This window comes from Blastopirellula retiformator, from assembly GCF_007859755.1.
Taxonomy (GTDB): Bacteria; Planctomycetota; Planctomycetia; order Pirellulales; family Pirellulaceae; genus Blastopirellula; species Blastopirellula retiformator.
The window spans coordinates 305,724-332,705 of sequence record NZ_SJPF01000005.1; the positions used below are offsets into that span (position 1 = coordinate 305,724).

General features: G+C 59.7%; 17 protein-coding genes. 10 read left to right on the forward strand and 7 right to left on the reverse strand.

Features of this window, described 5'->3' with window-relative positions; translation table 11 throughout:
• Nucleotides 1-34 precede the first annotated feature (34 nt).
• Together ffh and Enr8_RS21415 are read right to left on the reverse strand one after the other, a co-directional pair.
• On the reverse strand, nt 35-1,495 hold the full coding sequence (gene ffh / locus Enr8_RS21410) for a signal recognition particle protein (protein ID WP_315851773.1): 1,461 nt from the start codon (nt 1,493-1,495) through the stop codon (nt 35-37).
• 208 nt (nt 1,496-1,703) lie between these two features.
• Nucleotides 1,704-3,923 carry a thioredoxin-like domain-containing protein gene (locus tag Enr8_RS21415; protein ID WP_246120196.1) on the reverse strand — a complete coding sequence of 740 codons (2,220 nt, stop codon included), beginning with the start codon at nt 3,921-3,923 and terminating at the stop codon, nt 1,704-1,706.
• A gap of 378 nt (nt 3,924-4,301) precedes the next feature.
• Between Enr8_RS21415 and Enr8_RS21420 the strand changes: the two genes are divergently transcribed.
• Entirely contained in the window at nt 4,302-5,339 is a 1,038-nt protein-coding gene (locus Enr8_RS21420) for a DUF1573 domain-containing protein (RefSeq protein ID WP_146435606.1), read from the forward strand.
• 219 nt (nt 5,340-5,558) lie between these two features.
• On the opposite strand, the gene Enr8_RS21425 is transcribed toward Enr8_RS21420, so the two are convergent.
• Nucleotides 5,559-7,136: an amidase gene (locus tag Enr8_RS21425; RefSeq protein WP_146435608.1), complete on the reverse strand. Its 1,578-nt coding sequence runs from the start codon at nt 7,134-7,136 to the stop codon at nt 5,559-5,561.
• 84 nt (nt 7,137-7,220) lie between these two features.
• Here Enr8_RS21425 and Enr8_RS21430 point away from each other — a divergent pair, with 84 nt between their 5' ends.
• The 6 genes from Enr8_RS21430 (at nt 7,221) to Enr8_RS21455 (ending at nt 16,354) form a co-directional block, all read left to right on the forward strand.
• Nucleotides 7,221-8,195 carry a cytochrome-c peroxidase gene (locus Enr8_RS21430; protein WP_146435610.1) on the forward strand — a complete coding sequence of 325 codons (975 nt, stop codon included), beginning with the start codon at nt 7,221-7,223 and terminating at the stop codon, nt 8,193-8,195.
• 180 nt (nt 8,196-8,375) lie between these two features.
• On the forward strand, nt 8,376-9,461 hold the full coding sequence (locus Enr8_RS21435) for a phosphatidate phosphatase App1 family protein (protein WP_146435612.1): 1,086 nt from the start codon (nt 8,376-8,378) through the stop codon (nt 9,459-9,461).
• Between the two features lie 177 nt (nt 9,462-9,638).
• Nucleotides 9,639-10,247 carry a 30S ribosomal protein S4 gene (gene rpsD, locus Enr8_RS21440; RefSeq protein ID WP_146435615.1) on the forward strand — a complete coding sequence of 203 codons (609 nt, stop codon included), beginning with the start codon at nt 9,639-9,641 and terminating at the stop codon, nt 10,245-10,247.
• Nucleotides 10,248-10,390: 143 nt separating this feature from the next.
• Nucleotides 10,391-11,815, forward strand: a complete 1,425-nt coding sequence (gene lpdA / locus Enr8_RS21445; protein ID WP_146435617.1) for a dihydrolipoyl dehydrogenase — start codon at nt 10,391-10,393, stop codon at nt 11,813-11,815.
• Nucleotides 11,816-12,144: 329 nt separating this feature from the next.
• The gene (aceE, locus tag Enr8_RS21450; protein WP_146435619.1) at nt 12,145-14,862 is read left to right on the forward strand and encodes a pyruvate dehydrogenase (acetyl-transferring), homodimeric type; all 2,718 of its coding nucleotides are present in this window, start codon (nt 12,145-12,147) and stop codon (nt 14,860-14,862) included.
• 55 nt (nt 14,863-14,917) lie between these two features.
• The gene (locus tag Enr8_RS21455; protein WP_146435621.1) at nt 14,918-16,354 is read left to right on the forward strand and encodes a 2-oxo acid dehydrogenase subunit E2; all 1,437 of its coding nucleotides are present in this window, start codon (nt 14,918-14,920) and stop codon (nt 16,352-16,354) included.
• Between the two features lie 227 nt (nt 16,355-16,581).
• On the opposite strand, the gene Enr8_RS21460 is transcribed toward Enr8_RS21455, so the two are convergent.
• Nucleotides 16,582-17,154 carry a hypothetical protein gene (locus Enr8_RS21460; RefSeq protein WP_146435624.1) on the reverse strand — a complete coding sequence of 191 codons (573 nt, stop codon included), beginning with the start codon at nt 17,152-17,154 and terminating at the stop codon, nt 16,582-16,584.
• 310 nt (nt 17,155-17,464) lie between these two features.
• On the opposite strand from Enr8_RS21460, the gene Enr8_RS21465 reads away from it, so the two are divergent.
• Nucleotides 17,465-18,421: a hypothetical protein gene (locus Enr8_RS21465; protein ID WP_146435625.1), complete on the forward strand. Its 957-nt coding sequence runs from the start codon at nt 17,465-17,467 to the stop codon at nt 18,419-18,421.
• 18 nt (nt 18,422-18,439) lie between these two features.
• Here Enr8_RS21465 and Enr8_RS21470 read toward each other — a convergent pair whose 3' ends face one another.
• The 3 genes from Enr8_RS21470 to Enr8_RS21480 all read right to left on the reverse strand — a co-directional run bounded on the left by Enr8_RS21470 (nt 18,440) and on the right by Enr8_RS21480 (nt 21,459).
• Complete coding sequence (locus Enr8_RS21470) at nt 18,440-18,823, reverse strand: hypothetical protein (protein WP_146435627.1); 384 nt, start codon at nt 18,821-18,823, stop codon at nt 18,440-18,442.
• 153 nt (nt 18,824-18,976) lie between these two features.
• Complete coding sequence (locus tag Enr8_RS21475; RefSeq protein WP_146435629.1) at nt 18,977-19,375, reverse strand: hypothetical protein; 399 nt, start codon at nt 19,373-19,375, stop codon at nt 18,977-18,979.
• A gap of 176 nt (nt 19,376-19,551) precedes the next feature.
• Nucleotides 19,552-21,459 carry an SLC13 family permease gene (locus Enr8_RS21480; RefSeq protein ID WP_146435631.1) on the reverse strand — a complete coding sequence of 636 codons (1,908 nt, stop codon included), beginning with the start codon at nt 21,457-21,459 and terminating at the stop codon, nt 19,552-19,554.
• 317 nt (nt 21,460-21,776) lie between these two features.
• Here Enr8_RS21480 and Enr8_RS21485 point away from each other — a divergent pair, with 317 nt between their 5' ends.
• The gene (locus tag Enr8_RS21485; protein WP_146435633.1) at nt 21,777-22,790 is read left to right on the forward strand and encodes a hypothetical protein; all 1,014 of its coding nucleotides are present in this window, start codon (nt 21,777-21,779) and stop codon (nt 22,788-22,790) included.
• Between the two features lie 281 nt (nt 22,791-23,071).
• Nucleotides 23,072-26,941, forward strand: coding sequence for a vWA domain-containing protein (locus Enr8_RS21490; RefSeq protein ID WP_186767784.1), 3,870 nt, complete (start codon nt 23,072-23,074; stop codon nt 26,939-26,941).
• Nucleotides 26,942-26,982 lie beyond the last annotated feature (41 nt).

Below are 26,982 nucleotides of genomic sequence, written 5' to 3' on the forward strand. Positions count from 1 at the left end.
GCGAATTGATTCAAGTGTGTATTGAAAATGACTTCTAGCGTTTTTTTCGTTTGCGGAGCGCCTTGGAGCGTTCCTTCTTTTGGGCGGCGCGCTCTTTCGTGCTCAGGCGTTTGCCGGTGCCGACCTTGTTTTTCTTCATCTTGCCGGTCGGATCCATCAGGTCGCCCCGCTGCATCTTGCCCATCAGCTCGGATGGCGAAGCCCCCTTCATCATCGACGACATCGCATCAAACTGCTTTAGCAGGTTGCTGACGTCTTGCGGCGATTTGCCGCAACCGGTCGCGATCCGTTGGCGACGCTGCGGGTTGATGACCTTGGGGTTGCGGCGTTCCTCGGGGGTCATCGCGTCGATAATGCCCCGCAGCCCCCGCATCTCTTTCTCGTGATCGGAATTTTGCAGCATGCCGGCCATTTCGCCAAAGCCAGGCATCAAGCCGAGCATCTTGGTCATCAGGCCGGGCCGCATGATTTGTTCGAGCTGGCGTTTGAAGTCGTCGAGGGTAAAGTTACCCTCCTCGAGCGCCTTCTGGGCCTTCATCGCCTCTTCCTGGTCGAACTCCCGCTGCGCGAGATCAACCATCGAGAGAACGTCGCCCATACCGAGGATTCGGCCTGCCATGCGATCGGCGTAGAACGGCTCCAGTCCGTCCATGTGTTCGCTGACGCCGATAAATTTGATCGGAACGCCGGTAACGTGTTTGACCGACAAGAGGGCGCCGCCGCGAGCGTCGCCGTCCAGCTTGGTCATGATCACGCCGTCCAGCTCCAGCGCGTCGTTAAACGCTTTGGCGCTGTTGACCGCGTCTTGGCCGGTCATGCCGTCGACCACCAGGAAGCATTGATCCGGAACGATCTTGCGATCGATCGTCTTCAACTGCTCCATCAGCTCTTCGTCAATCGCCAACCGGCCGGCGGTGTCGAGAATAACGACGCTGATGCCATTTTCGCGGGCGTACTTCACCGCGTTCTGGCAAACGGCGATCGGATCGGACGCGCCTTCTTCGCTGTAGACCTTGGCGCCGACGCTTTCGCCCACCACGTGCAATTGCTGCACGGCGGCGGGACGCTGCAAGTCAGCCGCGACCAGCAGGGCTTTTTTCCCTTCGGTGCCGATCAAGCGGGCCAGCTTGCCGCAGGTGGTCGTCTTACCGGCGCCCTGCAAGCCGCACATCATCAGGACGGTGACGTCCTTATCGAGACGCAGCGAGGGATCGACCGGGCCGAGCAATTCGATCAGTTGCTCGTGGACCACGCCGACAAGTTGTTGGTCGGGATTGAGCGATTTGAGAACTTGTTGTCCCAGCGCTTCTTCCGAAACGCGGGCCATAAAGTCCTGGACCACCGGGTAAGCGACATCCGCTTCGAGCAGCGCTTCTTCGACCATTTTCAGGCCGTCGCGCATATTCGCTTCCGACAGTTTTCCCTTGCCGCGCAGCGATTTCATCGCAGATCGGAGGTTGTCTTGCAGTGAAGCGAACATGACGGAACCAGACACGGACAAAGGAAATCGTCCCCCACCCAGCATGCGCAGGCGGGCTGAGACGAAACGCGTATCTTAGCAAAGCCTAGCTAGGTTTGTAAATTGGTCGCCCCCATGAATTTGGGCGCACCCGGCCGCACTCCAAGACCGCGCTAAAAGAAAGCCGCCGGGCGAAACGCGCCGGCGGCTCGATGAATTGGCTAACTTGTTACTAGAAAGCAGTTTAGAGTCCCACTTCGGGCTGGGTGGTCAGCGTGACGCCGGACTCGCCCCCCGATGCGACCACTTCCAGCGGAATGGTCCAGCGGACTTCCGCGGTCTTGCAGAGCCCGTCGACCCCGTCTTCACAGAAGTAATAGCGGAGCGAAAACTTGACGGTCGATTTCCCTTCGCCGGCGACCGGCAGAGAGACCGTAAATTGCGGTTTCGGCTCGGGCAGGCTGACCAGTTCCACTTCTTCAGCGATCTTGGCCGGCCCGGTCGATTCCCCTTCCAGGAAATAGCTAGTCGGCGCCAGCTTGTTCAATTTCCAGCCAAGCGGTAGCTGAATATCGACGTTCAGCTTCACCTGGCCATCGGTGGCGGTCACCTTCGCCGGGTCGAGCATCACTTCCTTGGCTGACGAAAAGTTCGGCGTTTGCTTCACTTTGGGGGGGGAAGGAGGGGTCAGGCCCTCGATCGTGAGCGTCTTGACCTGCTTGGTTTTCAGATCGATCGTCCGGATCAGGTGGTTGTTGGTGTCGGCGACGTATAGCTTGCCATTGGCGTAGCTGAGACCGGCTGGCTCGTCAAAGGTGGGGGCGCTGTCGTCGGCGCCCCGTTCGCCGTTGCCGGCGACATTCAACGCTTCGCCGTTGCCGGCGATGGTCGAGACGTCCCCCGTCTTGGCGTCAGCGACCCGGATTTTGTTGTTGTAGGTGTCGGCGATGTAGATCTGTCCGTCGACGTAACAGACGCCGAGCGCATGTTGCAGGCGAGCATCTTTCGCCGAGCCATCCTTGTCGCCAAAGTCAAACAGCCGTCCCGACGGCAAATGGGCCGAGCCGGTCACGGTGCGGACCTCTTTTTCGGGATCAAACGGAACGGCCCGGATCGAGCTTCCTTCGCTGTCGGCGACATACAGCCAGGTTCCGTCCGAAGTCAGTCCCGAAGGCTGAGCGAACGACGAGTAGCCTTGCTCGTACGGAACCGGCGGCAGCAGCGGGCCGTCAACGATATCTTCGCGACCATTGCCGGCGTACGGACCGATTTCGGAACCGTCGAGCTTCATCTTCCAAATCTGGTGCGGGCCGGCCATGGCGATGTAGAGGTCGTCTCCCTTGACCCACAAAGCCCACGGGCTGTTGATCGCGGTCTCCAATGGCTTACCGACAAAACGCTCAGGCACTTGCGAGCGAAGCAGGCCCGATTCCGGAACGCCGGGCCAGGCGCTGCGGCCTTGTTCTCCTTTGCCCGCGATCGTGCTGACGGTCTTCGCCTTCAGGTCGACCTTGCGAAGCAGGTGGTTCTCGGTATCGGCGACGTACAGCGTCTCTCCGTCGAGCGCCATCCCTTGCAGGTGATGGAATCTAGCGGCGGCATAGTCGCCGTCGGTCTTGCCGATGGCGCCATTGCCGATCGTTTCGATCAGCTTGCCGTCGAGATCGGCCACCACGATGCGGTTGTGATTGCTGTCGGCGATGTAGAGCCGGTTCGATTTCTCATCGGCCAGGACTTTGCCCGGAAAACGGAGCGGCGTCGGCTCTTGGCTATTAGCGAGCAGCTCGAAGCGAATCGGCGTGCGGTCGAGCGTCTTCTCTTGTTCGTAGTAGGGAATCGCGCGGCGGAGAACCGCGGCGATTTCTTTCGCTTCAAACTCGCCGCTGCGGCCGTAGACGACGTTTCCTTCGGGATCGAGCAGGTACATCGTCGGCCAGCTGCGGACAGAGAACGAGTTCCAGATCCGATGCTTGTCATCGTTGACGACCGGGTGTTCGATTTCGTAGCGAAGGATCGCCTCCGAAATGTTCTTGGCGTCCGCTTCGTTTTCAAACTTCGCTGAGTGCACGCCGATCACCACCAGTTCGTTGGGGAACTCGTGCTCCAGCTTTTTCAGCTCCGGCAGGATGTGAATGCAGTTGATGCAGCAGTAGGTCCAGAAGTCGAGCAGCACGAACTTGCCCCGCAGATCGCGCAGACGAACCGGACCCGAGGTATTCATCCACTCCATATCGGTGGGGAACTCGGGCGCCGGGATCCGGCGGGGGAAAGGGACGGGGATCGGTTGCATATCTTCCCCTTCGGCTGCAGGCGCCGGTTCGGCGGGTTCGGTCTCCGCCTGTTCGGCCGCTTTGCGTCCTTCTTCGGCGGCGGCGACGACAGCTGGTCGGCTGGGACCGCATCCGGTCGAGGTCAGGAACAAAACGAGCATCAAACAGATGCAGAGACTTCGATTCGTTTTCATCATGCACCTTGAAATCGTGGCGAAGGGAGGGATTAAAACGGTGGGAGTGCTAGTGGAGGTGTTTTTCATCTTAGCGAAATGCTGGCGCCGACCTAGAGAAAATCGGGAAGATACTTCGGTCATGGTAAGTATTGCAATTCTTTTGATGAAGGGAATTGCAGTGCAGATACCTAAATCGCGCACGATCGGCGAATGTCGTTGATTTGGTTGGAAAATTGTAGCGGTTCTACCGATTATTCCCTTGTGGCGCCGGTTGTTTTGTGCCGGAGCTCCGTTATGTTCCAATACTAACGGGTCGATTCGGCGATAATCCCCCCCCAGTTTCGAGCGGGAAAGAGTCGACCTCCCGCCTCGAAAACTTGCTAAGGAGCAAAGCTCGTGTCTCGATCAGCACTACTGTCGTTGGCATTTTGTTTGACGCTCGCTAGCGTCGCTTCGGCGCAGGACTGGGCTCGGAAGATGTTCAACGTCACGTCGCATGACTTTGGCACCGTCGCTCGCGGCGCTGATGCGATCTACGAGTTCGATCTGCAAAATATCTACGAAGAAGACGTCCACGTCGCCTCGGTTCGCTCCAGCTGCGGCTGCACCTCGCCATCGGTCAAAAACGGCGATCTCAAGACCTGGGAAAAGGGCGCCATCGTCTGCAAGTTCAATACCGACAGCTTCCTGGGCGAAAAAAGCGCCACCGTCACGGTGACGATCGATAAGCCTTACTACGCGGAAGTGCAACTCAACGTCCGCGGTCACATTCGCGGCGATGTTGTTTTTCAGCCCGGCGCTGTGAAGCTGGGCTCGGTTGATCAGGGCGAGCCTTCTTCGGCCAAAGTCAACGTTGCCTATGCTGGCAGCAGCAACTGGCAGATTGTCGACGTCCGCAGCGACAACCCGCACTTGGCGGTCGAAATGTCCGATCCGATGCGAGCCGGCGGTCGCGTTTCGTACGACCTGACCGTCAAACTGAAGGACGACGCCCCGGTTGGTTACATCCAAGATCATCTGACCCTGGTCACCACCGACGCCCGCAACCCGAACATCACGCTGCCGGTCGAAGGTAAAGTCGCCCCGGCGGTGACGGTCAGCCCGGCCGCGTTGGCTTTGGGCGAACTGACCCCGGGCGAATCGATCGAAAAGAAGTTGATCGTGCGAGCCAAAAAGCCGTTCAAGATCACTTCGATCCAGTGCGAAGACAAGTCGTTCCAATTCGCCCAGCCTTCGGAAGAAGCGAAGCTGCTACATTTCATTCCGCTGACCTATACCGCTGGCGGTAAGACCGGCCCGCAGACGCAGAAAATCGTGATCGAAACCGACATCGCCGGCGGCGCCTCGGGCGAAACGATCGCCACGGTCAACGTGAAAGCGGACCAGGTCAAAGAAGACGCTGCCGTCACGCTGAACGAAAAAGCGGTTCGCTAGAACAGCCTAAAAAATCATGAAGGCGCTCTGCCATGCAGGGCGCCTTTTTTTATGCGCGACGTTAGAGCGGTTTTCTTCAATCTTTAGCGTTCTGGCTGGTTGCGGCCACGCTGGTCGGCGTTGACCTGCATCGACGAATCTTGAGGGTTCGCCTGCTCGGCCGCCTTGACCAGCTTGCCTCACCAACGCCAGAAACGCTACTGCTATCAGAAAAACGCTCTAGATCGGCAGCCGCGTCACATCCGGATAATCGTCACGCTCGCGAAAATGGTCTTCGATTTTCGCCATGATCGCCAGCACTTGGTCCTCGCGCCAGGGACGCCCGGCGACTTGCAGCCCAACCGGCATGCCGCTGCTGGCCAGCTCCACCTTTTGCGCGCTGCGATCAACCGGGTCGGCAAGATCGGTGCGATCCGAAAGTTCGTCGTCGCTGACGCGCGAACAGGCGACCGTTCCGCACGGAACGCCGAGCAAATTGAACAGCAATGCGTAACTGGCGGACGGCAACAACTCGACCGCCATCCCATGCAAGAACGCCGGCAGGGCATGGGGCGGCGTGATCACCGCATCGATCTGTTCGGCGTCCCAGGTATCCTGAATCTCCGCTACATAATCGCCGGCAGCGGCAGTCGCTCGCCACAGCGAACTGGCCGAGCGAGGCCCCGCCGCAACGAACAGTTCAGCCAGCTTCTTTTCCCCCTTCATTCGCAGAATTGCCGCCAACAGCGGGCGAATCCAGCGGGGCGTCTTCGCGAGGCCGACGACCCGTGCGACTTCGGGGTCTTTCTTGCTGCCGCGTAGTAGCTCGCGAAAATCGGCGCCTCCATCGGCGCTGATCATGGCGAAGTAGTGCTGCAGCGCTTCGGCGATCTTCGGCGGGCGAAGTTCGATCAGTTGGGCGCCGCATTCCTTCAGCGCCGAGACCGACTCGCGCACCACGCGTCGAATCGCCGGCGCGGCGCTGAAGTAACCGTCGTAATCCCAATATCCGATTCGCAATTTTGTGAGATCTACGTCAGCGCTCGAGCCAATTGGCATCGGCGTCACGTCGCCATGTCGCCAGCCATACTGGGCCGAAGAAATCACCCGCAACGCCAGTTCCAGGTCCTCGACATGCCGGGCCATCGGGCCCGTTTGGTATTCAAGCCCCTGCATACCGCGCAAGTTGGCGAACGCGCCGGCCCGGGCCAAGCGGCGGTTGGTAGGTTTCAGGCCATGGACGCCGCAGAAGTGCGACGGCAAGCGAATACTGCCGCCGAGATCGCTGCCCAGGCCAAGCGGCGATCCGCCGGCTGCGATGATCGCCGCCTCGCCGCCGCTCGATCCGCCGACGCCATGCTGCAGATCCCAAGGGTTTTTGGTCAGTCCATAAACCGGGTTGTCTGTCTCATGGACGATCATCAACTGCGGCACGTTGGTCAGCCCCAGCGGGATCGCCCCGGCGGCCCGCATCCGGGCGACGTGCGGACTGTCGTGCTGCGAAATCTTGCGCTGGTTGGTCAGGCCAATCGTCGATGGCGCCCCTTCAACAAAGAAGCATTCTTTGACCGTGAAGGGCACGCCATGCAAAAGACTCGTTTCGGCCGAGGCGCCAGCCGCGTCGAGCGCCTGCGCGGTTTCTCGCGCTTGATCCAGCATCGGAACGGCGAGGGCGTTCACTTGCGGATTGACCGCCTCGATCCGCTGGGCGTATTGATCGATCACTTCGGTGACCGAGAACTGGCCGGCGGTGACGCCAGCGACGATCTGCGCGGCGCTTTGTTGGCACAGGGGCGGAATCTTGCGGTGGGCATCCATACGGCGGCGGCTCTGGCTTGGCAACTCGGTCGTGGGTGGCGTTTGCTGTATGATAGACGATGTCCCTCCTTTTCGTGCACGCCGATGGTTTCTCGCCTATTCAGTCTGACCTTGCTCCTGCTCGCGCCGCTGTGCGCCGCGAGGGGGGATGACTTTATCTCGGACGTGCCGCTGGGGCTCGATTGGGTTCGCGTTCCCGCTGAGAATCCGCAAACCGACGCCAAGTTGAAGCTGGGGCGGCGATTGTTTTTTGATCCGCAGTTGTCGCGTGATCGGACGATCAGCTGTGCGTCGTGTCACGATCCCCAGCAAGGCTGGAGCGTCAGCACGCCGGTCGCTAAAGGCGTGAATGGTCGCCAGGGAGAACGCAATCCGCCGTCCATCATCAACACCGGCCTGCAGCATTTGCTCTTCTGGGATGGCCGGGCGCGGACGTTGGAAGAGCAGGTCTTGGAGCCGATTCAAAACCGCGTCGAAATGGACATGGACCTGGGCGAGCTTGAGCAGCGTCTGGCTGCCGATGCAAGCTATGTCGCGCAGTTTCAAACCGCGTTTGCGGGGCCAATCAGCGCCGAGCGGATCGCCCAGGCGATTGCCGCATTTGAACGAACCTTGCTGGCGGCTGAGACGCCATACGACCTGTTTCGCAATGGCCGCGCGACGGCGCTAGATGACCAAATGTCGCGCGGATCGAGCGTCTTTTTCAGCCGCGCGAATTGCGGCGACTGTCACATCGCCAAGGTGCTGACCGATCATCAGCTCCACGATACGGGGATCGGCGCATCCCCCCAGAAAATTCGAACTCCAATGCTCCGCGATTTGGAGCGAACAGCTCCCTATATGCATGATGGAAGTATCGCGACCCTAAAGGAAGTGATCGACTACTACGACCGTGGCGGCAACCGACGCGAAGGTCTAGATGTTCGGATGCGTCCCTTAGGGCTCAGTGAAGCCGAGAAGGCGGATCTCCTCTATTTCCTGGAAGCAGGACTGCGGAGTCGTCATTATCCTGTTACTGCCGGTGGCGGCGATCTTGGCGAGGAAACATCCGCGGGGTAGCGTCGCCGGTAAACTCTCCGTAAAACGGGGAATCCTCGCCAGCGGCGTGAAGCTTTGGCGGAATCTGGGTGATTTAGCCGGAATCGTTTTCCGCAGCCAGGGATTGTTCGTTACAATACCGAGCGGATCTGAACGTAAATCATTGCTAGTATTGGGTCTCCGCCGCGGCGGAGCGTCGTCATGCAGCCAGACGACATGGCCGTATCAGACTTTACCGTCAATCAGTCGGTAGTGGTCTATCCAACCTACGGTTACCCGTCTGCAGACGGCAGACGCTGGGTAGTGGAGGTCCATGGCTGCGTCTTTGAAAAGGTCCCGGATAACCTTCCCCGCTGGATCTTGCTGCGGCTGTTGGCCCGATTGATGGACGCCACGCCCGATGATTTGCAGACCGAGATCTTCCAAGAGCGGATACTCGGGTTCACCGTCTACAAGCACCGGAACAAGCAGATCGTCGTCCAAATCGGGGAGCGGCGGTATCGTCTGACCGAGCGATCGGCCAAGAACGGGCAATTCCGCGGCCGAGTCGAACTCAACCGGGACGAAGTCGAGCCGCTGATCGAGACCACCCCCGCCGGCACGTTCTTGCCGTTTCAGGTGGTGGTCGACGCCGATGACGATCGAGCGTTTCCGGCGCGGATTCGTTTGCTCGAACATGCCGGACTGTCGATCATCTCGGATATCGACGACACGGTCAAACATACCGACGTGGCCACGCGTAAGTCGATGCTGGCCAACACGTTCCTGCGTGAGTTCAGCACCGTTCCCGGCATTACGGAGCTGTTCAAAACCTGGGAAGAGCAGGGCGCCGCGTTCCACTATGTGACGTCGTCCCCTTGGCAGCTTTACTCGCCGCTGTCCGAGCTGTTTTTGACGGAAGGTCTGCCCGGCGGCACTTTTCATATGAAATCAATCCGCTTTCGCGATCCGAGCGTCTTGCGGCTGTTTATTGCCCGGCGGTGGGGGAAACGGAAGGCGATCAAGCACATTTTGCAGACCTTTCCGTCGCGGAAGTTCGTGCTGGTTGGCGATTCCGGCGAAAAAGATCCGGAAACCTACGGCCTGATCGCCCGTAAGTTCCCCGAGCAGGTCGAGCGGATCTATATCCGCGATTTGAGTGGGAAAAACTCGCATCCGGCGCGGTATTCCAGGGCATTTAACGGGTTGCCGAAGCGGTTGTGGCAGGTCTTCCGAGAGCCGAGCGAGATTGGCGATCGGGGGCTTTCTGCGGCCGACTTGCCGCAGATCTCACGTCGCTTTGCGTGAAGTCGACAAAAAGGGGATCTGGCCTCTTGCCAGGGCGGAGTCTTTGTGGCACGATATGCGGTTTATCTGTGGGCCCGCCGCGAGGCCAGGAGAACTTCGAGTTCCCGCCCGCAGAGAACCGAATTTACATTTCGATCGCCTATGCGGTCGCCGTCGAACCGAAATCAGGAGTAGTTGATGGGCCATTATACCGGTCCTAAGGCCAGGATTAACCGTCGCTTGGGCGGCGTGATATACGAGAACCGTGGCGCGATCAAGGCTTACGATCGCCGTGCGACTCCGCCTGGCATGCACAACCGTCCTCGACGCCCGTCCAACTACGGCGCCGCGTTGATGGAAAAGCAGAAGATCAAGCATTATTATGGCTTGGGCGAACGCCAGCTGCGTCGCTACTTTGAGCACGCCAAGCACATGAAGGGCAACACTGGCGAACAGTTGTTGATCCTGTGCGAGCGTCGCTTGGACAACTTCGTCCGTCGCGCTGGTCTGGCTCTGACCCGTCCGCAAGCTCGCCAGGGGATCGTTCACGGTCACTTCCTGGTCAATGGCGCCAAGGTCGACAAGCCGTCGTACCAACTGCGTCCGGGCGACATCGTCAGCGTTCGCAACCGCGAAAAGCTGCAAGTCATGTATCGCAGCATCTTGGGCGAAAATGGCAGCCAAATCGCCGCCTTCGCTTCGCAAGATCAGGAAACGCTGTCGGCCACCTTCGACTCGATTCCGACGGCCGAAGACGTCAGCTTGCCGGTAGACGTCAACATCGTGGTCGAATTTATGTCGCGCTAACCCGACGACTCGCTGGCCAAGCAATTACGAATTTCCAAAGGGATTTTTAGGTGTGACCCACATCGAAGAATCCCTTTTTTTTATGTCCCAGCGATCGAAAGAAGACTCGCTTCGATCGTTAGACAAGCGCTGAAAGAAACGACATGAGCCACACGCAGCTTGCTGTTTTGGGAGGTGGTCCTGGTGGGTACGCCGCCGCCTTTCTCGCCGCCGACCACGGTATGGAAGTCACCCTGATCGAGCAGGAGCCGCGTCTGGGCGGCACATGCTTGTTGCGAGGGTGTATCCCGTCGAAAGCCTTGCTTCACGTCGCCAAGGTGATCGACGAAACCTACGAACTGCACGACGAATGGGGCGTCTCGTTCGGATCGCCGCAGATCGATCTCGATAAGCTCCGCGCTCGCAAAGACAAAGTCATCGAGCAAATGTCGGGCGGGCTCAAGCAGCTGGCCAAACGCCGTAAGGTCAACGTTATTCAGGCCCGCGGCAAGTTTCTCGATAGCAACACGCTGGAACTGACCGGCGATAGCTCGACGATTCCGGAAGGGGGCAAGCTGACCTTCGACAAGTGCGTCATCGCGACTGGTTCGATCGCGGCGGTTCCGCCGGCGTTCCAGCTCGACTCGGATCGCGTGATGGATTCGACCGGCGCGCTGCAACTGCAGGAAGTGCCTGAAACGATGCTGGTCATCGGCGGCGGCTACATCGGCCTGGAAATGGGGAGCGTTTACGCCAACCTCGGTACCCAGGTCAGCGTTGTCGAATTGACTGACGGCCTGCTGCCGGGCGCCGACCGCAACCTGGTCAAGCCGCTGCAGAAGCGGATCGAAACCTTGTTTGAAGGGCGTTTGCACCTGGGGACGAAGGTCGGTTCGATCGGCATTCGCGGCGACAAGGTCGAAGTCGCCTTTGAAGGGCCCGGCAAGTTCGGCACCGAGCAGTACGATCGCGTCCTCGTCTCGATCGGCCGCTGGCCCAACACCAAAGACATCGGTCTGGAAAACACCAAGGTCTCGGTCGACAAGCGAGGCTTCATCGGCGTCAACGGTCAGCTGCAGACCGACGATCCGAACCTGATGGCGATCGGCGACGTGACCGGCAATCCGATGCTGGCCCACAAGGCGACCCACGAAGGCCGCACTGCGATCGAAGCGTTGCTGGGCCACCCGGTCGAATTCAAGCCGGCTGCGATTCCGGCGGTGATCTTCACCGATCCCGAAATCGCCTGGGCTGGTCTGATGGAAGAAGAAGCGAAGGCCGCCGGTCGCGAAGTTGAAGTCGTGATGTATCCGTGGGCCGCCAGCGGTCGCGCTCAGTCGCTGGGGCGCTCGGACGGTATGACCAAATGGGTCGTCGATCCCGAAACCAAGGTCGTCTTGGGCTGCGGCATCGTCGGGCCCGGCGCCGGCGAATTGATCGGCGAAGCGGTCCTGGCCATCGAAATGCGGGCCGAAGTGGGGGATATCGCGGCGTCGATTCACCCCCACCCGACCCTCAGCGAAACCGTCATGAATGCGGCCGAAGTCTTCTTCGGAACGGCGACCGAGATTTACAAGCCGAAACGCTAATCGGCGTAAGTCTTTACGGTTAAGCGGATTACGCTGGGCTCCCGTTTTCGGCGCGGAGCCCTTTTCTAACTCGACGTTTCGGCGGAGAATACCGGAACGTCTGATTGTGTGGATTTTGCCGCAGGATCTGGTGAGGCGACTGCCGCCTCCCTAGCGTCCAAAGTGAATGGCGGCCTATACTTAAGACTCGTTCGGGGATTGGCGCAGGCAGCGCCGGTCTCGAATCCGACTGCTGGATCGGATTTTCCGCCTTCCGTGCGAAGGTGGGCGGTCGTGGCGCCCCAAGTTGGCGCCTCCGCAGTTTCCAAAATGCAAGCGAGGAAAGATTGATGGCAGAAGCCAAGTTGATGCCCGCCGAAGAAAACATTTTGCGTCAAAACCCGGCGGCTCACTCGCAAGATTCCGACCCAAGCGAGACCAAAGAATGGCTCGACTCGTTGGATTACATCATTGAGAGCAAAGGGGGCGATCGGGTTCGCTACCTTCTGTCGGCTCTCGAAAATCGTGCTCATGCCCGCGGCGTTGATCTGCCGTTTGCGGCGAACACCCCGTACATCAACACGATTCACTCCAGCCAACAGCCGGTCTACCCGGGCAACCGCGAATTTGAACGCCGCATCAAAAGCGTCATTCGCTGGAACGCCATGGCGATGGTGACCCGGGCCAACCGCGACTTCAGCGGATTGGGCGGTCACATCTCCAGCTACGCTTCGGCCGCCACGCTGTACGAAGTCGCCTTCAATCACTTCTTCCGCGGTCGTAACGGCGGCTACGAAGGGGATCAGGTTTACTTCCAAGGTCACGCTTCGCCGGGCATCTACGCTCGCGCCTTTGTCGAAGGTCGCTTGAGCGAAATGAACCTGGAGAACTTCCGCCGCGAACTGCAAGAAGTGCAAGGGCTGTCGTCCTATCCGCATCCGTGGCTGATGCCCGACTTCTGGGAATTCCCGACCGTCTCGATGGGCTTGGGCCCGATCTGCTCGATCTACCAGGCGCGGTTCAACCGCTACATGCAAGATCGCGGCATCAAAAAGACCGACGGCACCCGCGTTTGGGCCTTCCTGGGCGACGGCGAATGCGACGAACCCGAAACCTTGGGCGCCATCAGCCTGGCGGCTCGCGAAGGCTTGAACAACCTGACCTGGATCATCAACTGCAACCTGCAGCGGTTGGACGGTCCGGTTCGCGGTAACGGCAAGATCATCCAAGAACTGGAAGCGGTCTTCCGCGGCGCCGGCTGGAACGTGATCAAAGTGATTTGGGGCGGCGACTGGGACCCGTTGCTCGAAGCCGACAAGAGCGGCCTATTGGTCAAGCGGATGGAAGAAGTGGTCGACGGTCAGTACCAGAAGTACGTCGTCATGCCAGGCTCGTACATCCGCGAGCACTTCTTCGGCAAGTACCCGGAACTGCTCGAGCTGGTCAAGTCCTACTCGGACGAACGCCTGGAGAAGATGCTCCGCGGCGGTCACGATCCGGCCAAGGTGTACGCCGCCTACCAGGCCGCCGTCGAATGCACCACCAAGCCGACCGTGATCCTCGCCAAGACGGTCAAAGGTTACGGCTTGGGCGAAGCAGGCGAAGGCCGCAACGTCACCCACAATCAAAAGAAGCTGAACGAAAAAGAGCTGGCCGATTTCCGCAACCGGTTCAGCATTCCGATCTCGGACGAAGAAGTGGTCAAAGCTCCGTTCTATCGTCCGCCGGAAGATAGCGCCGAGATGAAGTACCTGGTCAAGCGTCGCGAAGCGCTGGGCGGTTATATGCCGACGCGTCCGACCGACAGCCCGAAGACCGAAGTTCCGGTTCTGGCCGACTACCAAGAATTCTTGGGCGATAGCGGCGGTAAAGAACTGTCGACCACGATGGGCTTCGTCCGCTTGCTCAGCAAGCTGGTCAAAGACAAGACGATGGGCAAGAACATCGTGCCGATCGTGCCGGATGAATCGCGGACCTTCGGTATGGAAGGGATGTTCCGCCAGATCGGCATCTACGCGCATGGCGGCCAGCTGTACGAACCGGTCGACTCCGATCAGTTGATGTACTACAAGGAAGCCAAAGACGGTCAGATCCTGGAAGAAGGGATCACCGAAGCGGGCTCGATGTCGTCGTTCATCGCGGCGGGCAACGCCTATTGCCAGCATGGCATCAACATGGTGCCGTTCTTCATCTACTACTCGATGTTCGGCTTCCAGCGGGTCGGCGACCTCATCTGGGCCGCCGCCGATACGCGGGCCAAAGGCTTTTTGATTGGCGGTACCGCCGGTCGCACCACGCTCAATGGCGAAGGTCTGCAGCACCAGGATGGTCATAGCCATCTGAATGCGATCGCCTTCCCGACGGTTCGCTCTTACGATCCGGCCTTCGCTTACGAAACGACCGTGATCATCTTCGACGGTATGAAGAAGATGTACGTCGATGGCGAAACCGCGATGTACTACATCACCGTCGGCAACGAAAACTACGCGATGCCGGCGATGCCCGAAGGCGCCGAAGAAGGGATCGTTCACGGCATCTACAAATTCAACTCGGTCGATTCGGCCAAGGGCAAGAACCGCGTGCAGCTGTTCGGCAGCGGCCCGATCTTGCGTTGCGTCCTGGAAGCGCAGCAGATCCTGGCCAGAAAGTACCAGGTCTCCAGCGACGTCTGGAGCGTCACCAGCTACACCGAGTTGCGTCGCAACGCTCACGCGGTGCAGCGCTGGAACATGTTCCACCCGACCGAAACGCCGAAGAAGTCGTATCTGGAAGAAGTGATGGAAGGGGTCGAAGGACCGTTCATCGCTTCCAGCGACAACGTTCGGGCGTTGCCGGAACAGATCCGCGACTACCTGCCGGGCAACCTCTTGGCTCTCGGCACCGACGGCATGGGCCGTAGCGAAACCCGCGAAGCGCTTCGCCGTCACTTCGAGATCGACGCGGCCTCGGTCGTGATCGCCACCCTGTACCAATTGTTCCGCGAAGGGAAGCTCGACGCCAAAAAGGTCGCCAAGGCGATCAAAGACCTCGACTACGACCCGGAAAAGGTCGACCCCTACTTCGCGTAGGCGGCCGTTCGCGAACTCTCCCTAATATCGATATCGACTCCGCCGGAGCAGCATCATGGCGACAGAAGTTAAATTGCCCGAATTGGGCGATGGCATTGAATCAGGCGACATTCTCTCGGTCTACGTCTCGGAAGGAGACGTCGTCTCGAAGAATCAAAATATTCTCGAACTCGAAACCGACAAAGCGACCGTCGAAATCCCGACCACCGTCGCCGGTAAGGTAACCAAGGTTCATATCTCGGCCGGCGACAGCGTGCCGATCGGCGGAGCGCTCATCTCGGTCGAAGCGTCCGATGGCGCTGCGACCGAATCGAAGCCCGCCCCGGAAGCGCCGAAAGAGGAAGCCCCCAAGGCCGAAGAGCCGAAGAAAGAAGAGCCCGCTCCGAAGGCGGAAGCTCCCAAGCCCGAGCCGCCGAAACCGGCGCCTGCTCCGGCCGCGCCCAAACCGGCCGCTCCGGCCCCCGAACCGGTCGTCGCCTACGAAGCTCCGGCTCCGGTCGCCACCGCGACTTCGACCGAAGGGCTGATCTACGCCGAGGAAGATGACGTTCCGGCTGGTCCGGCGATTCGTCGCTTCGCTCGCGAAGTTGGCGTCGATCTGCGTCGCGTTCAAGGTACCGGCAACAACGGTCGCATCACTCGCGACGACGTCCTGGCGACCGTTCGCAAGCTGAGCCAAGGGGGCGGAACCGCCACTCAGGCCGCGCCTGCCGCAGCTCCGGCCAAGGCCGACAAGCCGGTCACGACCGCAGCCGTCGTGCCGCCGGGCGAGCAGGGCGAAGACGCTTTCGGCCCGGTCCGCATCGAAAAGATGGCGAAGATCCGCAAGACGATCGCCAACCAGATGAGCCTGTCGTGGACGACCGCGCCGCGCGTCACCAACTTTGACGACGCCGACGTCACCGCGCTCGAGACGCTCCGCAAGCAAAGCAAAGACGACTACGCCGAAGCGGGCATCAAGCTGACCTCGATGGCCTTCCTGGTTAAAGCGGTCGCCATCGCCCTGCGTAACAATCCGGCTTTGAACGCCGTGATCGACATGGAAAACGGCCAGGTCATCTACAAGGAATACGTCAACGTCGGCATCGCCGTCGACTCGGAACGTGGCCTGGTGGTGCCGAACATCCGCAGTGCTGATCGCCTGCCGATTCCCGATATCGCCCGCGACGTGATGAAGCTGGCTAACGATGTTCGCACCGGTTCGTTCTCGATGGATCAGATCCGCGGCGGAACCTTCACGATCAGCAACCTGGGCGCGATCGGCGGGACCTACTCGACCCCGATCATCAACGTGCCGGAAGTGGCGATCCTGTTGGTCGGCCGCAGCCGCAAGATGCCGGTCGTCGTCAATGACGAGATCGTGCCGCGGATGATGATGCCGCTCAGCCTGTCGTACGACCATCGCCTGGTCGACGGCGCCACGGCCGCTCGCTTCCTAAACGAAGTGAAGACGCTGCTGGAAGCCCCGAGCCGCCTGTTGTTGGCTCCGTAAGGCTTTGCCGAACGTAAAAAGAACAGCTCGCCCTCGTCGGCGAGCTTTTTTTATGGCAAAGCGGAACGCTAGAGCGTTTTTCTGATAGCAGTAGCGTTTCTGGCGTTGGTGAGGCCAGCTGGTCAAGGCGACCGAAGCAGGCAAATCCTCAAGATTCGTCGATGCAGGTCAACGCCGACCGGCGCGGACGCAACCAGCCAGAACGATACTGATGGAGGAAAACCGCTCTAACGAAGCCGTTCGTGCGTTTCCAGGCGGATGATCGCCTGACGTTCTTGCGGAGCCACAAAGACGATCGCATGGACCGTGATCGATGGATCCCCGTCGACAAAGCGATAGTCGTTGGCCATCTGGACCATGCCGACGGCACAGCCGGGCGAGCCAGGTCCGCGAAAGCCGAGCTTCTCGAGATCTTGCAGGTAGTGCTCGAGCAAGACGGTCGCCATCATCGACTGCGAATCGCCTTGCGGGTGTTGCGCAAGGAATTGCTCGTCGAGATTCAAGATAATGTTGGCGCTTGTGCCGCCGCTCCAGTCGCGCTGCTTGAGGGTATGCTCAATGAAATCACGATCAGGAAAGAGTTGAAGCGTCAGCGCCAAATGTTCGTCGACCGGTAATGCCCGCGTGGTGCCGGGGAGTGGAGCGGCGATTCGTGCAAGTAGATGCTTGTTGACTTCTTCTCGAAGGGCGAAAAAGGAATCACGCGATTTCAGCGATTGGTCGGCCGAGATTAGCGTTACCGAGATAACGACTAACAATGAAGCTAGAACCGCAAGCAGGCTCAGTCGAGATGGTTTCATGATCCTCTGGTTCCGTAGTGTTAAGGTGAATCTGCGCTAATGTCTTCCCGGTTTTCTCGCTTGAAGGCAACATGAAGTTTGACCCGTGATTAGCGGCCCACTTAAATACAGGATACCGCGGCTACAAGCCAATATCGATTAGCGAAATCTCGACGCTTCGCTAGCGGTGATCTTAAGAAACATCGTCGACGGAAAGAAGTTTGACGCGGCGGCGGTTCTTCCGCTAAATTCGGAGATTGTTCTAGCGCCGGCGAGGGGCCCAGCCAGTCGCGTGGTTTCCTTGGTTCAGCAAGCGTGGGAGGATTCCATCGTGTTCCAATCGTTCTCCGTAACCTGTCGACGCCTGTTTGCGGTGGCCGCTGCCTGCATGCTGATGATGACCGCCGCGGCGACGGCCAGCGCAGGCTACGAGCTGGAGCTGAACAAGATCCGGAAAACGGCAGGCGACTCCGGCGACGTTTCGATGGCGGCCGACCTGCTAAATGAAGAACTGGAAGAACTCTTCGCGCAGGTCGATGACGATCTCGACGCCGCTGTCGAACAGGCGGTCATCGAGCGGCTGACCAAGTTGCAATCGGAAATCGCTCAGGCCCGCACCTCCAAGTACCGGACGGCCTATCTCGCCGTCCGCATTCTCGAACTGACCAGCAAGCTGCACGCCTTTGCCGATCGGCCGATGGAAGCGACGCCGGAGGGACGCGCTGCGGCGGCTGAGCACTACGGCAAAATCCTGGAAGAGTTCCAAGCCCAGGTCGCCAAACGGAATCTCGACAAGCGGGCCGATTCGTTTCTGAAAACCCAGATCCCGCGGCTATTTACCGAAACCCGCGAGAATCCGCTCGCACCAGGCTACGGCGTGCTGCTGACCGATAGCGAAACGGACGAACTCAACCGACTGCTGCAGGCAACCTTGCCGGAAGAAAAAGAAGACGAAGCCGAAGAGCCGATGGAAGCGCTCTCGAAAGAAGAGAAGGCGAAGAAACAGATGGAGGAGTTCCGCACCCTGGCGACCGCCTACCACAAAGTCTATTTCTTTATCGTCAACCTCGAACGCTCACGCGGCAATGGCGTAATCCAGGTCGACCTGCAGGTCTCGCTGCTCGGCAAGACGCAGCGGATCCTCAGCGAAAAACTGCGCGACGCCTCCAAACTAGAGTCGGAAGCCCGCCGCGAACATTCGCGGCAAGAAGCGGAGCGCCGCCAGCGAGAGAACATGACGGCGGAATTGGAAGTGCGAAAAAAGCTGCTCCAGAAGCAGGCGAATTAGGCGGCCGGCGGATCGCGGTTACTTCGACTCCGACTTTCTCATTTCTTCGTCGATCTCGATGCTCCATTCGGCGTGTGTGAGCGGCTTCTCAACCTGAAAAGGAATCGGGCGACGCGGAAAACGGACGACCAGATCCGAATTTTCGCGGTTACGCTGCTGGCCTTCCTTGGCCACCCATTCGCCAAGCAGGATGTCGCCCGATAGCGAACTTCCTCCATCGTCCAGATAGCGGCTGTAGAGCAGGAAACCATCTTCTTTACGTTCGTAACGCAGTAGGCTCCCCTCCTGATAAGGATCTTCGAGTACGACCGGATCGACTCGCATCCGCAGGGCTTCGAGCGAGTTCGGATATTCTCCTTCGTCCATTCGGTATTGCTTCAGCGCCAACGTAACAAGCAGCAAACGATGCCGTTGGCGAGTGCGAAATTCGGAGAGCTTGCGAATGTCATAAATGTAAGCGCTAGCAGTCCGTTGATTTTCTCAACGGGCTGCTGAATCGCAGGGATGCGATCCCAAAATAGCGACGCAAGTCGTTATTTTGCGAGACGCGAAGAGCTATGCTCTGACCCTGGCAACGCGGTTTTGCAAATTGTTGAGCAGCAGATTGGTTTGAATCATCCGCAGGTTTTCAGGCATGTATTCGTAAACCTGAATCTGCGCTTGCGGCAACAAAGTCGCGGCGATCGAACTGAAGCCGCCGATGTGCCCGCCGATGTCGATGATCGTCGAGGGACGCCCCGACAACTGTTGGCTGATCTCTTCCAGTTGGTATTCGCGAAAGATCCCCTGATAGATCCCTTCATCCATCATGCCGTAACGAAACGCGGCGCTGACGGACTGGCCGCAATAGTGGAAGTCTTTCACATAGAAGCGATTGGAAGTCGATCCCCGTTTGGATGAATGAGAATCGTCGGCTCGAAAGCCGCGGTACATCTTTCCCAGCGTCTTGATCATTGATTGGTTTCCCCACCCCGGCAGGCATGAAATACAGGACTTGAAGTTGTGTCCTAGATTGGCGGGGGGGCATAGCGGTAAAGCTGATTTTGGATCTCGTTCAAATAGAGGGCTAGGCGTTTTCAGGAAAAGGGGTTCCCAAAAAACGATCGTTTTGTTTTTGAAGTACTGTTTCACTAGTTTGTCAGCGTCAGCGGCCAAACCAGCGGAATCAGCACCAGCGCCGTGGCGGCGACGATCAACGCCAACGGAATGCCGGCAACCAGATAGTCTCGCGGCTTGTAACCGCCGGGGCCCATCACCATCAGGTTGGTTTGGTAGCCGATCGGCGTCAGGAACGAGAGCGACGCCGCCAAAGCGATCGCCATGATAAATGGCCGGGGGTTCAAATCGCCGGCTAGCGCCACGGCGATCGCGATCGGCAGCAGCAGCGCGGCGACGGCCGCGTTGGTGATCATCTCGGTAAAGATCATCGCCAGCAGGTAGATCACAATCAGCAGCAAGTAAGGACGTTGGCCGACCAGGTGCACCAGCGACTGGGCAATCATTTCGGCGGCGCCGCTTTGCCATAAGGCGCTGCCCAATCCAAGCGCCGCGGCGATGGTGACCACGACCTGCAGGTCGACGGCCGCCCGGGCGTCGGACGATTTGACGCATTGCGTCAGCACCATCAGCGCGGCGATCGAGAGGGCCGCGATCGCCGGATCAGCTAGGCCCCCTCCGCCAAAGATCGAGGCCAACGTCATCCACAAGATCAACACGCTCATCAGTCCGGCGGCTAGCCAACTGCGATCGTGGCGCCGCGGCTCGGCGCCTTCGACGCTGCTGACCAGGTAAAAGTCGCGGCTGTTCCGCTGCTGGGCGATAAAGTCGCCGCGGGTTTGCAGCAGCAGCGTATCGCCAGGCTCCAGTTCGATGTTGCCGATCTTGTTGGTCAGCCGCATGCCGTTACGATGCACCGCGATCACCGCCGCGTTGTAAAGAGCGCGAAAGTTTGCCTTCCGCACCGTGCTGCCAATCAGCGGCGAGGTCCGCGACAGCACTACTTCGGTCAGATGCCGCTGTTGCCGCGAGCTGGGATGAAACTCGTACGTTTGATCGGCGGCCGGAACGAGGCCAGGGATCTTCTCCAGATCAACGATCGTCGACACGACGCCGGTAAAGACCAGTCGATCGCCGGCGCGAATCTGATCGCCCGGGGCGACCGGCGTGATGATGTCGCCGCTGCGGTCGATTTCGATCAGGTAGAGCCCGTGCAGGTTTCGCAGGCCCGCCTCTTCGACCGTCTTGCCGACCAGGCGGCACTCGGGCAGCACTTGCATCTCGACCAGGTACTCGCGAGTTTTCTCTCCCAATTGCTCGATCAGGTCCGGCGAGCCCGGCAGCAACTTCTGACCGACCAAGACCAGAAAGAAGGAGCCTGCCAGCGCGCAGGGCAACCCGACCAGGCCGATCTCGAAAAAGCCCATCGGCGCTACTTGCGGCAAGGCGGTTTGACGCTGCGTGATGGCGGTCGCATTTTCGGGTGCGTTTTCCTGTAGCGCGACGACCTCGGCCTGCATCGCGGCGTGGCTGAGACGCAGCTGATCATTGACCACCAGCGTGGTGCTGGTGCCGATCAACGTGCAAACGCCGCCCAGGATCGTCAGATAGCTGAGCGGCAGCAGCAGCTTGGAAGGGGAGAGATTCCGCTGGCGGCACCAATCGATCAGCACCGGCATCATCATGGCGACCAGCGCCGTATTCAGGACGAACGCGCTGGCGGCGACGATCGGCCCGGCAATCCGGCGCAGCGCCGTCTGCTCGGTCTTCACATCGCCCAGCAGCATGTTGCCGACCCAGTCGAGCACGCCGGTGCTGCGCAGTCCGGCTGCGACCACCAACAGGGCGCTAATCGCCAGTACCGCCCGACTGGCGAAGCCGGCGATGGCGACCGCCGGAGCAAGCACGCCGGTCAGGACCAAGAAGACGAGCGCCAACAGAAACAGCAGGTCGATTGGGATTCGTCGCGTGACTTGTAGCGTCACGAAGACGGCGATGGTCGTCGCAATCGCAAGCCACGGATGCAGAATTTCGGGAATCATTCAATCAATGTTGGCGACAGGGGGACAAACAGTCGGGCAGTAGAGATTCTGAGGTTTCTAGGGCCGCTTGGGAATGTGGCCTCGCGCCTTGCTGGCCAACCGCTGCGGAAACGAACCATTGTAAACGGCAAATCGAGCAACCTCGCCTTCATATATCGCATAATCTGCATCTCTACTAGTCTGCCTGGTTTTCCTGACGTGTCATGTCGTGATTGACCGATACGAACTTGTGTCACGCCGAGTACGGGCGAGTCGCGAATGGAGATTCGCCCTCCCCTCTCAAACTCAATCAATCACCGCCCCGCTGGAGACAACGGATGTCGTTCTTGGGCCTACGCTCGCTTTGCGTCCTGCTGGTTTGCCTTCCCACCCTCTCGTTTGCCGAGAATCTGCCCGGGTCGTGCGTGCTCGCCGCAATTGCGGTCCCGTCATCCACCCCGGTCCAACTGCAAGATCCGGTGGCGAAATTCGCCAACACCGACTGGGTTCAGGCTGCCCTGCGGGATTGCGTCGAGCCAAACCGAACCAAGCCGGCCGGCGAGAGCACGTTTGCAATTAACGTCGCCCAAGACCGCTTCGGTGGGGGGAACAGTGAAGCGGTGCAGTTCGAGCTGGAGAAAACCTGGCGGCATCTGAGCCAGTTGTTCTGGAACAGCCCCGAAAACTCAGAGACGTTTCGCGTTGGGCAGTTCGACGTCTGGATGAAAAGCGTCTCGACGCGAGCCCTCGCGGGTTGGCTGCCCATCGCTATCCCCACCTCGGAAACCGTTACCGAGAAAGAACTTGCGGAGATTGATCAGTTTATCCTGGACGAAGATTACGCGGCGGCAGTGGCGGCTCGCCCGGTCATCGCCAAGGCGATCGAAGACGATTGTCCTCCCATTCCACCGGTGGTCAACCAACCGCTCGTGAAGACGGAAACCATTGCCCCGCAAGTGGTTGAGGAAATCGTGACGCTGCTGGAGGATGAGGACGCCCCGCTGACCGACGAGGAAATTGCCTACCTGCACAGCGGCCCGTCCGACTTCGTCATCTCGCTCGATCCGTACGGCTACTCGGAATACAACGATTATCTGGCGGAAGAGAAGTCGGCGACGCCTGAGGTCGAGCAAGGCGCCGCCTGGACGGGCGTGATTGCGACGCAGATCATCGTCCTGACGCAGCAATCGGACGCCGGGATCGAGTGGCTCGGCTCGCTGGATCTGTCCCCCGCACTGCGGACTGCCCGACAGTTTCAGCAACAGCAAGAGATCCGTCGCTATCGGATGGCCGAGCGTCAATTGCTGGAACGTTGGGACGCGGTGATCGACGGCTTTCAGGTGGTTCGCTAGAGGGGCGAGTAGTTGGGTGATGTCCGGCAATCTGAGGATCGGGGTAAGGGTGTGCCGATTCTCCGGAAATGTTAATCCAGCTAAACTTGCGACAATCGGTAGATTTTTGTAGCGTCTATTTCTGGCGGGAAATAGAATACAAGTTCAGTTGCGGCTAGCAATTCTGCGCCTTCTGAATCCCGCATCTGCTACAACAGTGGGTATTCGCTGGAACAGGGAATCCCCTCCTCGACACATCCTTTCGACGGTTTTGGAGTCTGAATATGCCCAAAGGTGAGCGCATGGCACGATGCGTCCTCGCATCGCTCGCAATCATGTTGGGTTCGAGCGTCGCTAGCTTGGCCACGGCCGAAGAAGCGAAGCTGGCCACGTACGAAGCGACGGGCGGACCAACCTACTTTGCAATGAGCATCTCCCCCGGACAGCTCAAAGCAGCGCCGGGTGAAGTGGTCATCCTGGTCGACACCTCCGCGAGCCAGACCGGCATCTATCGCGAAGACTCGCTAAAAACCTTGAAGGCGTTGTTGGCCTCGCTGTCGCCGGAAACGCGCGTCAAAGTGATGGGCGGCGACCTGCACGCGGTGGCGATGAACGACGGTTTCGTCGCTCCGACCGGCGCCGCGGCCGATGCGGCGGTTGCGAAGTTGACCAAGCGGGCTCCGCTCGGCTCGACCGACCTGCCGACGATGCTGACCGAAGCGGCCGCTCAATTTGAAGGCGGACTCGATACGCCTCGCTCGATCGTCTACCTGGGTGACGGCGCCAGCCGCGCTCGGATGCTGGAAGACGCCGAACTAAAGTCGCTGGTCGGCACGCTGACCAAGGCCCGCACCGCCGTCAACGCGTTTGCGATCGGTCCGGAACGTGACATTCAACTGCTGGCCGTCTTGGCGAATCAAACCGGCGGCGACGTGATCGCCGACACCAATCAATCGGCTGCGGCGGACGTTGGCGCGTTGATCGCCACGGCTGCCGAAACCCCGGTCATCTGGCCGACCGACGTTCAGTTCTCGAAGAACGTCACGGCCCACTTCCCGAAACAAACTCCGCCGCTGCGGGGCGATCGCGACACGATCGTCGTCGGTCAATTGGCCGAAGCGGGCGACGTCACCGTCAAGTTCACCGGCATGTCCGACGGCAAGTCGGTACAGATGAACTTCTCGGCCAAGCCGGAAGCCTCGGACGATCAGGCCTACCTGCCTGAACTGATCAAGTTGGCCGAGAAAGATGGCGGCATGAGCATGCCGACCGTCGGTTCGGTTGGTCTGCGGGAAACGGCCCGCGTCTTGTTGGCTGCGGCCGACACCTTCTCGCAGATGAGCGGACAAGCCTTGGCCACCGGCGACGCTCTGGGCGCCCAACGATTGGCCGACGCCGCGCTGCAGCGTGACCCGAACAACCCGCAAGCCGCGCTCGTCAAGAAAGCGGCCGTCGCGCAGATTGGCGACGACGACTCGCTGCGGATGGTCAACGCTCAGGCTCAGCCGGGCGCCGATCTGGCCGCCGACGAAGGAAACTTCCTGAACGAAGTCCAGCGTCAGCAGATTCGCCAGGCCGAAGTGATCAAGATTGAAGTCGAAAACGCCCTCTCCAACGCTCGCGAACAAATGGGCGTGCAGCCGGAGATGGTCAAAGACTCGCTGAAGCTGTTGCTGGAGAGCGTCGATCGCGCTCCGGAACTGCAGGCCGACGTCCGCCGCAACCTGCGAAACCGCATCGTCTCGGCCATCCAGATGGCCGATCGCCGAGCGGTTCAGGTCGAATCGGAACGTCTGGAACGGGACGAGAACGCGGCGATCGCCGCCGAACGGATCCGGATCACCGAGACGCTCCTTCGCGATCAAGAACGCGTCCGCAGCATCATGGAAATGTTCAACGCCCTGATGGACGAAAACAAGTACGTTGAAGCCGAAGAAGCGGCCTTCGCGGCTCGTGAAATCGATCCGGGCAACCTGGCCACCCACGCCGCCGTCTACAACGCCGAGCTGGTTGGCAACTTCTACAACATCGAACGCATTCGCGAACTTCGCTACAAGGGCGTGATCGATACGCTCTGGTTGGTCGAAGAGTCGCACGTGCCGTTCCCGGATGAACCGCCGATCATCTACCCCGATCGCGAGTTCTGGGAAGACATCACCCGCCGTCGTAAGAAGTACGCTTCGGTCGACTTGGCGACGACCGGCGAAGCCGAAAAGAAGATCTTCGAGCAGCTCAACGAGCCGACCAAGATCGCCTTTATCGACACGCCGCTGGTCGAAGTGGTCGAATACCTGAAGACCCTGCACGGCATCGAAATCCAGTTGAACAACCGCGCTCTGGAAGACGTTGGTCTTTCGCCGGACGTGCCGGTTACCCGGAACCTGGAAGGGATCAGCCTTCGCTCGGCGCTTCGCCTGCTGCTGAAAGAACTGGAACTGACTTACGTGGTCGCCAACGAAGTGTTGGAAATCACCACGCCGGAAGATGCTGAATCGGAACTGGTTACCAAGGTGTATCCGGTGGCGGACCTCGTCATGCCGATTCCCTCGGGCGGCGGCGGCTTTGGCTCGCAAGTCGGCGGCGGCCAGAACGGCGCCTTCGGCGGCGGCCAAGGTGGCGGCGGGTTTGGCGGCGGTGGCGGTGGATTCGGCGGCGGCCAAGGTGGCGGCGGCGGCGGTTTCTTTGCCGTCGATGACGACAAGTCGGTCCTGAAACTCGGCCCGACCGTCGAAGAAAAGCAAGCCGAAATCCAAATCGAAGCTCAGCCGGCGGTTGCCCCGCAGCCGAAGGCCGAACTGAAGCTGGAAGTTCGCGAAGGCGAAACTCGCGCTGACGCTTGGGAGCGTTTGCTGGATGCGGGCGCCGATATTCCGGCCTCCGACGTCCGCAGCGAAGTTCGTCGCATGATGAACTCGAAGCAATACGATCAGGTGACCGCGTTGATCCAGGCTTTCCTACGTCATGGCCAACCGCAGCCGTGGATGTACGAGGCGCTGGGCATGGCGATGCAGCTGAATCACGCTCCGAAAGAAGAGATTGAACGGAGCCTGATGTCGGCGATCGACTTCACCTCCGGTCCCGAGCACATGCTGTACGTCGCGATCTACATGACCCGCGTTGGACTGGATGAGCGAGCCCTGAAGCTCTTTCAGGAAGTGGCGAAGATTGAGCCGCTCCGACCCGAACCGTATGCGTTGGGGTTGGCGGCCGCCAAGAGACTGGATGACTTCGACGGCATCCAATGGGCCTGCGTCGGAGCGCTAAAGCAAGCCTGGCCGACCGAAAGCGTCAAAATCAAAACCGATGCGTTCCTCTCGGCCAAAGCCGCCTTGGGACGTCTGCAAAAAGAAGGTCGCATCGACGAAGCGAAAGAGTTCAGCAAGGCTTTGAACGAAGCGCTGATTCGCGACTGCATCGTCAACGTCACCTGGACCGGCGACGCCGATCTCGACATCGCGGTGGAAGAGCCGACCGGTTCGGTTTGCTCGCTCCGTAATCCGCGCACCGTCGGCGGCGGCGTCCTGTTGGGCGACACCGCTTCTTCGCTCAACCAGCAGGACGATCAGGGTTTCTCGGAAACCTACGTTTGCCCCGTTGGTTTCCCGGGCGAATACAAGTTGCTGGTCCGCCGTATCTGGGGCGAAGTGACCGCCGGCAAAGTGACCGTCGACGTCTACACCTCGTACGGCGCCAAGCAGCAACAACACGTTCGTCGTCAGATTCCGCTGGGCGATTCGGCCGCGATCGTTAACTTCACCCTGAACGAAGGGCGTCGTACCGACAACCTGGAAGAAAACCAGGTTCAGGTCGCCGCCAAGGCCCATGTCGAAATGGGACGTGCGGTTCTGGCTCAGGCGCTGAACAACTACTCCGATTCGTACACCAGTGAATCGTATCAGACCGCCCGTCAGGAAATGGCCAATAACCGGCCGTTCATTCGCAATCGCAGCGCCGTCGGTTTCCGCCCGGAAATCACCGTGTTGCCCGAAGGCGTTCAGTTCCAGGCGTTTGCCGTCATCTCGGCCGACCGCCGCTACGTTCGCTTTACCGGTTTCCCGAGCTTCACGCAGATCGGTAACGTGACGACCTTCAACATCGGTAACGGCGACTTCAATACGATTGAAGACGGTACCAGCGGCGGAACCGCGGACGATGACGACGCTGCCAACTAGAGCGTTTTTCTGATAGCAGTAGCGTTTCTGGCGTTGGTGAG